The sequence below is a fragment of the Acinetobacter sp. YH12116 genome, from assembly GCF_013418895.1.
GTDB classification, from domain to species: Bacteria; Pseudomonadota; Gammaproteobacteria; order Pseudomonadales; family Moraxellaceae; genus Acinetobacter; species Acinetobacter indicus.
In genome coordinates this window covers 1-10,313 of record NZ_VPBE01000045.1, presented here as the reverse complement: position 1 = coordinate 10,313, position 10,313 = coordinate 1, and the positions used below count along the sequence as shown (strand labels likewise).

Sequence of the window (10,313 nt, the reverse complement as noted above, 5' to 3'; positions counted from 1 at the left end):
GTGCTGCAATGCGCAAGCTTATACATCTGTGTTATGGCGTTTTAAAACATCAGACTGCCTATCAAAGAGATTATTTATTGGTCGAATAATCTCAAAACCTGATTGACTACCAAGACGGTATCTCAGGACTAAAAGGCTTTCCTGATGCCATTAACAGCGTATACCCGCGAACCCATATCCAGATGTGCATTATCCACATGCTGCGCAACAGCTTGAAATACGTGTCATGGAAAGATTACAAGGCGGTCACTCAGGATTTAAAAGCCGTTTTATCAATCACCCACTGAAGAGGCAGCCTTGATGGCCCTGGATCAATTTGCCCAAACATGGGATGACAAGTACCCACAGATCAGCAAAAGCTGGCGTACGCACTGGGAGAATCTGAATACCTTCTTTGCTTATCCAGCCGAGATACGCAAAGCCATCTACACTACCAACGCAATCGAGTCATTAAACAGCGTAATACGCCAAGCGATCAAAAAACGTAAAGTCTTTCCAACGGATGATTCTGTACGTAAAGTGATTTACCTGGCAATTGATGCAGCATCTAAAAAGTGGAATATGCGCGATTCGCGACTGGCGTTTAGCCATGAGCCGCTTTATTATTGAATTCGGTGACCGCTTAAGCAATCACCTTTAAATTGATGAAAAGCAATTACACAAAATTATTTACAGGCTCCATCACTCTAAAATAGAGTTGCAATTTTTATTCTGCTTTATAAAAGCATGGTACGCGGATTCAATTTATAGGGCTTATATGTCGATTGTAATCTTCTATTATGCTTTTTATCTCTAAACAAACTTGTATCTTTTATGTCCAAGCTCAATCATTTTTGCCAATCTATTTATTGATCATTCACCGATATGAACATTATCTTATCGCTCCAACACCTCATTAGGTAAAACAAACTCTAACTTAATATCGTATGCAGTCACTGTCCGTGTACACTTTGGTTTATCTAGTCGGTAATCCCCCCTAAAAATAAAAGGATCTAAAAGTAGAATTTTCTCTTAAGATACGAGCAGGAGATTCTGCATGAAAACATCTAAATTTACTGACAGCCAGATCATGTCCATTTTAAAACAGGCGGAGTCTGGCACACCTGTAGCCACCCTTTGTCGTGAACATGGCATGAGTAATGCCACGTTTTATAAATGGCGTGCCAAATATGGTGGTATGGATACATCATTAATGGCTCGACTGAAAGAGCTAGAAGCCGAAAATACCAGACTTAAAAAGATGTATGCGGAAGAGCGATTAAAGGCCGAAATCATCCAGGAAGCGATGGCAAAAAAGTGGTAAAGCCATCTTGCCGGCGTAAGATGGCACAACAGGCAGTTGCCCAGCATGCCATTAGTATTCGTTTGGCCTGTAAAGCATTTGGCATTAGTGAAACCTGCTACCGCTATCAAGCCAAACTCAGCGATGACAATGCACTCATTGCTGAACAGCTCATTGAACTCACTGAGGAAAATTCCGATTGGGGCTTTGGTTTGTGCTTCTCGTATTTACGGCATGTTGAGAGTTGCTGCTGGAATCACAAGCGGGTTTACCGCATTTACTGTGAGTTGGCACTGAATCTGCGTATTAAACCGAGAAGAAGACTAAAACGGCACGCGCCTGAACCATTGAAAGAACCAATCCGAGAAAATCAGGTCTGGTCATTAGATTTTATGCATGATCAGCTGATCGATGGTCGAAAGTTCCGATTATTAAATGTGATTGATGACTACCGTCGAGAAGGCTTAGCGATTGAAGCAGGATTCTCATTACCTACAATCCGAGTTATTCGTACGTTGAATCAGTTGCTGGAGTGGCGAGAAAAGCCGTTAGTTATTCGGTGTGACAATGGCCCGGAGTTTATCAGTCATGAATTTGTACGCTGGGCAACTGAACAAGGTATTCGTATTGAATATATTCAACCAGGTAAGCCACAGCAGAATGCGTATATTGAACGTTATAATCGGACTATACGTTATAGCTGGCTAAGCAAGCATCTATTTGACACACTGGAAGAAGTACAAGATTATGCAACGAGTTGGCTGTGGCATTACAACTATGAAAGACCACACCAAGCAAACAAAGGAAAGCCACCTCTCATGGCTGCTTAACCTCTACTTTTAACTTCGGTTATTTATGGGAGGATTACCAGTCCTTTACATTTTTCATGACGGTCTAATTTATTGTTTTTTTTAAATCAAATTAATAAGAAATAAAAATCTCCTCTTAAAAGAGCGGTCGTACATTCTATTATTCTTCACCATCAAACTGCCAGAATACAATCCCCCAATCACTTTTAAAATCAGGAAAGATATCTCCCTGTTTAAAATATTGACGTGAATTTTCTTTGGCAAATGTATACCAGTAGCCACTGCATGGGGATAAGAACAAGCAAGAAATTGCAAAATTAAGCGTGGCACACACAGCATAAGGCCACTGATATTTCTACTTGTTGAAATAAAAATGTGGCAAAAATGTGGCAAATAAAAAAGCCACTTACATAAGTGGCTGATTTATAAAATAAATTCTGGTGGAGGTGGCGTCAATTGAACTCAAAACCTAACCTATTCATTCTAAAGCCATTTTATTGAATAAAAAAATTCATTGACCCAATTTTGACCCAAATTAGATTTAGTGCATTGAATTCACTTTAAAATCTTGTTCAAATCCGAATTCAGGATTTGAAGTGGCATACTGATTATACCAACATCGATCACACTATAAAATGATATACTATAACATATCATTTCTTTGATTTTCTTTTTTGATGTATCATTCTTTTAGATATATTCAGGGACAAGGTAATGTTTGAAATTATTGATGATTTAAAAAAGAAATTAGATCAGCATCGCCCCCTATCACCTGCAATAGTAAAAAATTTACAAGAAGACCTTATTGTACGATGGACTTATCATTCCAATGCTATTGAAGGCAATACACTTACTCTATTAGAAACCAAAGTTGTGTTAGAAGGCATAACTGTCGGTGGAAAAGCTTTACGAGAGCACTTCGAAGCAATTAACCATAGAAATGCCATTTATTACGTTGAAGACATTATTAGAAAGGAAGAACCTTTTTCTGAATGGCAAATTCGCAATATCCATCAACTCATTTTAAAGAATATTGACGATGATAATGCTGGCCGATATCGCCAGCAAAACGTATTGATTTCAGGTGCTACAACTACACCACCGGACTATACATTGCTCAATGACAAAATGACTCAGCTAGTCGATTGGTACAATTCAGAGGCACATAAGCTTCATCCCATTGAACTTGCAGCTAAAGTACATGCAGATTTTGTAGGCATCCATCCATTCATTGATGGCAATGGACGTACATCACGTCTATTGATGAATCTCGAATTGCTTAAAGCTGGTTATCCACCTTGTGTAATAACAGTTGAAAATCGATTAGCCTACTATGAAGCCCTAGATCAGTGGATGGCTTATGGAAAAACTGAAGCATTTATCCAGTTGGTTTCTAAAGCGGTGATCGAAGGATTTAAACCGTATCAGGTGGTTTTAGGTCTTTAACTTACAATTATATTTACTCCATAAGTGTCCATATAAAATGAACATTCCATAAGTAATCTCATATGGACATCATCGAATAAAATAAACGACAGATTCTTTTCCTCTATTTAGGGCATCAATAGTGAGATTGTCTCCTTTGGGATTATGTAAATCACCAATAATGTATATTTCTGGTCATTGGAAATAAAGACGCAGGTTTTGTTGCATATGGCCTATCTAGCCAGTCATTTGTGCAGGGGCCTCTATCTGTTTCACGAAGCTAAAGCCCTCTTTTCCAATTTCTGCTTAATTTGGGGTACGGCTCATATACAAAAAAACAACATAACTATTGAAAATTTTAAAAAATGTGATATAGTTTGCACCTGCTTTTTTATACACGAGCATTTCTCTATAAAAAAGCGTCTATAAAAAAGCAATGTATTCATAGCGATTGCTTTTTGATTATCTAATTTAATAGTTTTAGGTCGTTATATGAAAAATTTTCTTACTACTGCATTATTGGCTTCTGCTGGTTTAATTTTAGCTGGACAGGCAAATGCGGCTACCACTTCAAAAACGGCAACTGCTGACTTTAAAGTGAAAATTGAAGTGCTTTCTACTTGTGCAATCAATGCCACTGATATTGATTTTGGTAGTGTAAACAGTGCTGTGGCTGCAAATGATAAAACAGGAACATTAAATGTTACTTGTACAAGCCAAACACCATATAAAGTGGGTTTAGCAGGCAGTGGGAAAATGACACATGAGACAGATACTTCATCTAGCATCGCATATCAGTTATTCCAAAATGCGAGTGACAAAAGCCAGTGGGATAATAATAGTAATCTATACTCTGGTGTAGGTTCAGGTAGCGTACAGGCTATTCCTGTTGTTGCAAAAGTATCTGGTTCAACGAATGTTCGAGCAGGTAAATATATCGACACGGTTACCGCTACAGTAACGTATTAATTTTTGCTATCGTAAGGATATTCTTCACGAATAAGGGTATCGGCATGAAAAATACGTCGCGTTGGTCAAATGTACTGCGTAAGTGTAGCTTAGGTATATTGGCAACGAGTATTTTTTTGACACAGGCGCATGCTGCCAGTTTGCAGGTTGCGCCTATTTTATTGGAATTTTCGCCTCAAGAAAAAGTCAAAGAACTTTGGTTAACCAATACTGGGGATGAAGCCATCCAAGGTCAAGTTCGGGTAAATGCTTGGACGCAAACCAATAATCAAGATATTTTAACCCCGTCTAAAGATCTGATCGCAAGCCCAATGGTATTGACGATTCCCGCAGGCCAAAGACAGTTGGTTCGTCTTATTCGTAGTACTGCAAGCAATAACTTATCTGAGCAAGCTTATCGTTTGATTGTTGATGAGCTACCGAACCCTCAAGCAGAAAAGCAAAGTGGTCTTCAGTTGTTGCTGAAATATTCAATTCCTGTATTTTTTAAGGCCTCAAGCGCTGATGTCATTCAACAAGGTGTAACCTCGCTCAATGGCATGACATTTAAATACAATGCGAACAAATTAACGGTTACTAATCTGTCTCCGCACTATAAACGTTTTAGCCAGTTTGCCTATGTTGATGCGCAGGGGAAAAAAACACCCATCCAAAAAGGACTCATGGGTTATGTGCTGAGTGGTCAAAGTATGCAATGGCCTATTCCTGCTACGATAAATGTCAAACCTAATGGAAAATTTGTAGCAGTTGTAAATATGGATGTTCGGGAACAAGAACTTCCTATATCTCCTTGATATTGTATGTCTTTAGGAGTTTCTTCATTTAACGTTCGAGTCGGTCATTTACTCTGTGCAGGGCTAATTATTGTTATTGCTCCTCACGTTTTTGCAGAGTCGGACTCCCCAGAGCAAGTAAGTGAAATCCAGCAAGACTTATACTTGGATGTCGAACTTAATCAGTCTGTTCAGCCACAAATTGGTCATTTCCTGCAACGAGGTCAACAGCTTTATATAGACCGTGCATCTTTAGATAGTTTTGCCATTCATGCGGATGCTCCGCAAATGCTCATTGATCAAGCGACTTATATTGCGCTTGATCAAATTAACGGGCTGAGCTATCAGTATGATGATTTGAATCAGAAAATATCAATACAAGTACCCGTTGAGTTGTTAAGCGGACAAAACCAATATGGTTATCAAGCTTTACCTGCCGCCAGTATTAACCCATTACAAGAAAAAAAGGGGTTGTTACTTAACTACACGGCATTTGCTCAACAAAATGATGATGTTTTTTCATTTAATGGTTGGAATGAGCTACGCTATTTTGGCTTATATGATGGCGTTTTAAGTCTGTCAGGAAATTATGAGTATCGAGATCATGTCGCGACTGATGGTCAAATACTTGATACGTATTGGGAAAAAGATTTTCCAAATCAATTACTTCGATTGCGTTTAGGTGATGCTCAAAGTGATGCGCTTACATGGACACGTTCAACGCGTTTGAGCGGTTTGAGTATATCTAAAAACTTTGCATTACAGCCTTATACGGTAACCACGCCCTTAATGAGTTTTAAGGGGCAGGTGACTTTGCCCTCTCAAATTGATCTGATTATTAATGGGATCAAGCAATCTTCACAAAATGTGGTACCGGGGCAATTTGATATCCAAACCATCCCGAGTATTACGGGGGCTGGAAATGCCCAGATGGTCATTACCGACATCAATGGTCAGCAGCAAGTTCAAAGTTTTTCTTTGTATCGTGCCAATCATTTATTGGCACAGGGACTAAATGATTGGTCTTTGAACTTGGGTTATCCTAAGCTTAATTATGGTCTATCTTCTTTTGATTATGCGAATGATCCCGCTTTTAGTGGAAATTATCGTTATGGGCTAAGCAATACTTTCACAGTTGAAACGCATGCCGAGCTTACGGAACAATTGCAACAAGCAGGTTTAGGAACAGTTTATCAATTAGGCAAGCGCGCAGGGCAAATCAATGTTTCCTATGCTTATAGCCATACATCCGAGCAACAAGGTCAATTGTTGGGTTTTGGCTATAGCTGGAACTCCGCATTGCTCAGTCTAAACTATAATGGCCTACGTCAGTTCGGACAGTTTAATGATATTGCAAGCTTAAACGATGCAACATTTGCAAGCCAGTCCGATCAATTTTATATGGGACTAAATACTAAATTTGGACAATTTGGCGGTAGCTATATTCAGCAGGAATACATAGATCAAGCGAGTAATCGTTTTGTCTTGCTCAACTGGTCTTATATTTTACCGCGACGAATGAACTTGAGTTTGAGTTATAGCCGTGACTTGTTAAATAAAGAGAATAGTTATTATCTATCTTTAAATTTACCATGGGCAAAGCGTAATTCTGCGACACTTACCGCTCAGCGTAGCAATGACCAAAACCAAATGAGTCTGAATGTTTTACATTCTGTGGATCAAGACCAAGGTGGTTTAGGTTGGCAAGCTTTAGCCAACCATACTGAGCAATATTCACAATTTCAGGGGCAGTTGGATTATTTAGGACGTTATGGTTTGGCTCAATTTAATGTGCAACATACCGAATCTGATCAACAAAATAATACCAGTGCTTATGCTTCTGTGAGTGGTGGGTTGGTGATTTTAAAAGATACAGTATTAGCTAAACGTCTGGGCAATGGTTCATTTGCAGTTGTTTCAACAGATCAAGTTGCAGATGTACCTGTACGTTTAGAAAATCGTTTAATTGGTAAAACAAATCGGAAAGGTTATTTACTGCTTGATTATTTAAATCCATATCAGCATAACAGTGTGGCTGTAGATACTTTGGATTTACCGATCAATTTAAAAATTGAAACGACCCAGCAAGATGCAGTTCCTCGGCAGTCGAGTGGGGTATTTATTCGGTTCCCGATGTATCAGGTCAAATCAGTACAACTTCAAGTGGTCGATTTGCAAGGAAATAACCTTTCGGTAGGAACTTCTGTCTGGCAAGAAAAACCAAATGAGCAACTTCAACCGACGACTATTGTGGCGCATGATGGTATGGTGTATTTGGATAATGTAAAAAATAATACCCTATATATAGGTGATCAGCTCAAGCAGTGCAGAGTAAAGTTGCCAGATCTTGAAACTTTAAATGGTTATAGTGATTTGGGGCAAATCGTATGTCAGTAAACTACAGTCACTGGTTTAAAATGAACTATTCTAGCCAGTATTTTGCTTGTATTGGCTTGTTGCTCCTTAGTTGTGGGCTGATCTATTCGCCTGTGCATGCAGAAAGCTGCTGGATTGGGGGAGCAACTCTCAGTTTAGGTACTGCAAATGCTCAAGGCTCTTCTACTGCTTCAACGGACGTCACGGTGAGCTGTAACTCTAATTGGAGGCAGCCAGTCACATATAAAATGTGTTTAGCAATTGATAGTATATCTCCTTCGGGGAATGATCCTCGTAGTATGATTAGCTATAATCCTGAAACACTGCTCAATTATCATTTGTACTATGATGCTGCGCGAACGTACAAAATTCCAAGTTCAGACCGTAAAAATCAGGCACAGTGCCAGACTTTTCAAGTCGAGGCTGGGCAGGCGAATGCAAGTACTCAAATTAAAATATATGGACAAGTGCTCGCTGGGCAAGTGGTTCCTGCGAGAAGTTACACCACAAATAGTGTAAATCTGAAACTTTATTCTGCTTTTCGTTATGGTTCTGCAACACCTAGCAATGAAGAGGTTTTTGCAAATTCAAATACAGGAAATAATAACCTCATCGTTAACTCCAATTATGAAAATAGTTGTTTAATCCAATCGGCTACGGATATTGACTTTGGAGCTGTTGAGCAATTAAACACCCCATTATTTGGTTCAGGACTTATTCGTTTGGCTTGTCCAACAGGAACCAGTATGCAAGTTAGTTTGGATAATGGCGTAAATGCGCAAGGAAGCCAAAGACGAATGAGAAATGCAGTTGGAAGTTATATTCAGTACAATTTATATAAAGATGTTAGGCGTTCACAAATATGGCAGGCGAATGTTTTTTATCCTGTAGATAACCAGAGTGTTCCTGTGTATGCAGCTGTTCCAGCTCAAACGATCACAAGTATTGGGCAATACTCCGACACAATCACAGTCACTTTAACTTACTAAGTTGCTCATTATTCCTTTTCAGCTTAATAGGTAATGGTTGCGGTCACTTTGTCACTATATTGTCCTGCAGGAACATTAGCATTGGGGACTTTTCCCCAAATGGTAATATTTTGCGTTTGCCCAGTACCTTGTTGAGACAAACGATTGTCTGCAATATTGCCCCATTCTTTACTCATGGCAGCATCTTGGTATAGCTGATAAGGAATTTGTATAGAAATATCATTACTATGTTTTAAACTGCCATTGCTGTTTAACGCAATGTTATAGGGTGTTCCATTGGTACAATAAACATTTAAACTTCCTGTCGCTTGCACATTCTGTGCATTACGAGTCACTGTTCCAAAATCAATATCCGAAGTACTGCCTGTTCCAATATCGCAAATTTCTGTAACTTGCATTTTAACTTGAAATTGTGAGGATTGACGATCACTCATGGTATACGCTGAAACAGAAATGACGGCGAGAATTGCGAAAGAATATTTGAAAAGTTTCATGTATTAGCCCCTGTAAAAACGGACAGTTAACTTGCTAATTTTAGCGAGCGAAATTCCCGAGGGGATTTCATTTTTAAACCACTATGCGGGTAATTACGATTATAGTCTTCCATCTAAATAGGTAAATATTTCATGACTATTTTTTTCTGCATCTGAGATATCACTTAAATATACATAGTCCCGTTTAAAGGTTTTAATAAAGGTGAACCGTACCGGGTTTGTCGGAGACTTTTTTATTTAAGTTAGGCCACCTGACCTAACGGGTTAATCTTATCATAGTACATTGCTTCAAACTCAAAAGGCGATACATAACCCAGTGCACTGTGTACACGCTTTTTATTGAACCAATCTACCCAGTTTAGTGTCGCAAGTTGTACATCTGCTAAACCTTGCCAATCTGCTTTTAGATATTCAATCACCTCTGTTTTGTATAAGCCATTCACCGTTTCAGCCAGAGCATTATCGTATGAATCACCAGTCGTACCGACTGATGCTCGTAAATTTGCAGCTTCTAAACGATTGGTATAGCGAATAGAAAGATATTGAACACCTCTAATGGCTGCTCAACCTCTACTTTTAACTTCGGTTATTTATGGGAGGATTACCCTTTGAACATGGTAAAATCCGTCGTATTTCGATAAGAAATAAAAAGCCTCAACTAAACCTTATGATTCAGCAGCATACTAACGAAGTAACGGATTTTGTCTTATGTATGAAGATAAGATGAGTATTTTTGTTTAAGAAAGTATGACTTCTTAACCGCAGGTTAAAACTCAACCTAGGCATTTTTGCTTAATTGAAAGAATATGAAATATCTAGTTTTTTGTCAATAACACTTCAACTAGAATTTGAGATGGTGGCAGTTGAACTAATATTAAAATATCAATTATTTCAAAATCTTAATATTTGATTTTTATTATTTTTAACCCAATGTTACCCACCAACACAATAAGAGCAATCGGCTTTGTTGCACAAAGCTGTTCTTAAGGACTCCTTCGGCAATATAATTTCCAAATGAAGAAGCCTACACACAAAATCTACCGCACAACCAATTGGCCCGCATATAACAGAGCTCTCATTAATCGTGGGAATATTGCCATTTGGTTCGATCCAAAAACACAATGGTATGCAGAACCTCAAGGCAAACAAGGTCGAAGTCAAACCTACTCCGACATAGCGATTCAATGCTGTTTGAT

At 38.7% G+C, this 10,313-nt stretch carries 8 protein-coding genes and 5 pseudogenes; 8 read left to right on the top strand and 5 right to left on the bottom strand.

From position 1 onward, the window contains the following. Positions 1-119 precede the first annotated feature (119 nt). Positions 120-640: pseudogene (locus tag FTU54_RS14460) on the top strand (transposase); the annotation flags it as partial. Positions 641-876: 236 nt separating this feature from the next. Here the strand turns inward: FTU54_RS14460 and FTU54_RS15340 are convergent. Beyond that, positions 877-963 (bottom strand): annotated as a pseudogene (locus FTU54_RS15340) (hypothetical protein); the annotation flags it as partial. A 73-nt stretch (positions 964-1,036) separates the two neighbouring features. On the opposite strand from FTU54_RS15340, the gene FTU54_RS14455 reads away from it, so the two are divergent. Both FTU54_RS14455 and FTU54_RS14450 read left to right on the top strand, forming a co-directional pair. Further along, positions 1,037-2,112, top strand: a protein-coding gene (locus FTU54_RS14455) for an IS3 family transposase (RefSeq protein WP_180074869.1) whose coding sequence is annotated in 2 segments (ribosomal slippage) — positions 1,037-1,289 and positions 1,289-2,112 — 1,077 coding nt in all. Because the reading frame shifts where the segments join, the coding sequence is not laid out codon by codon here. Between the two features lie 693 nt (positions 2,113-2,805). Next, a complete protein-coding gene (locus FTU54_RS14450) occupies positions 2,806-3,537 on the top strand; it encodes a Fic family protein (RefSeq protein ID WP_160241063.1) in 732 nt (243 codons plus the stop codon). 84 nt (positions 3,538-3,621) lie between these two features. Here FTU54_RS14450 and FTU54_RS15405 read toward each other — a convergent pair. Then, positions 3,622-3,839: pseudogene (locus FTU54_RS15405) on the bottom strand (thiol:disulfide interchange protein); the annotation flags it as partial. A gap of 169 nt (positions 3,840-4,008) precedes the next feature. On the opposite strand from FTU54_RS15405, the gene FTU54_RS14445 reads away from it, so the two are divergent. Genes FTU54_RS14445 through FTU54_RS14430 form a run of 4 tightly spaced genes read left to right on the top strand, consistent with a single transcriptional unit; the run spans position 4,009 to position 8,623 of the window. Next, the gene (locus FTU54_RS14445; protein WP_087528172.1) at positions 4,009-4,485 is read left to right on the top strand and encodes a spore coat U domain-containing protein; all 477 of its coding nucleotides are present in this window, start codon (positions 4,009-4,011) and stop codon (positions 4,483-4,485) included. Positions 4,486-4,529: 44 nt separating this feature from the next. Continuing rightward, positions 4,530-5,279: a molecular chaperone gene (locus FTU54_RS14440; protein ID WP_104488383.1), complete on the top strand. Its 750-nt coding sequence runs from the start codon at positions 4,530-4,532 to the stop codon at positions 5,277-5,279. A 6-nt stretch (positions 5,280-5,285) separates the two neighbouring features. Then, positions 5,286-7,655 (top strand): fimbria/pilus outer membrane usher protein, encoded by a 2,370-nt coding sequence (locus FTU54_RS14435; protein ID WP_104488384.1) that lies wholly within the window; start codon positions 5,286-5,288, stop codon positions 7,653-7,655. After that, positions 7,646-8,623: a spore coat U domain-containing protein gene (locus FTU54_RS14430; RefSeq protein ID WP_168414849.1), complete on the top strand. Its 978-nt coding sequence runs from the start codon at positions 7,646-7,648 to the stop codon at positions 8,621-8,623. The genes FTU54_RS14435 and FTU54_RS14430 overlap by 10 nt, the downstream gene beginning before the upstream one ends. 23 nt (positions 8,624-8,646) lie before the next feature. Here the strand turns inward: FTU54_RS14430 and FTU54_RS14425 are convergent, their stop codons facing one another. The 3 genes and pseudogenes from FTU54_RS14425 to FTU54_RS14420 form a co-directional block, all read right to left on the bottom strand. Then, the gene (locus FTU54_RS14425) at positions 8,647-9,117 is read right to left on the bottom strand and encodes a spore coat U domain-containing protein (protein ID WP_104488387.1); all 471 of its coding nucleotides are present in this window, start codon (positions 9,115-9,117) and stop codon (positions 8,647-8,649) included. 26 nt (positions 9,118-9,143) lie between these two features. Then, positions 9,144-9,318: pseudogene (locus tag FTU54_RS15335) on the bottom strand (IS3 family transposase); the annotation flags it as partial. Positions 9,319-9,359: 41 nt separating this feature from the next. Further along, positions 9,360-9,671: pseudogene (locus FTU54_RS14420) on the bottom strand (integrase core domain-containing protein); the annotation flags it as partial. Between the two features lie 460 nt (positions 9,672-10,131). Here FTU54_RS14420 and FTU54_RS14415 point away from each other — a divergent pair. Then, positions 10,132-10,313: transposase (locus FTU54_RS14415; protein WP_180074868.1), on the top strand; the 182-nt coding region annotated here is incomplete at its 3' end.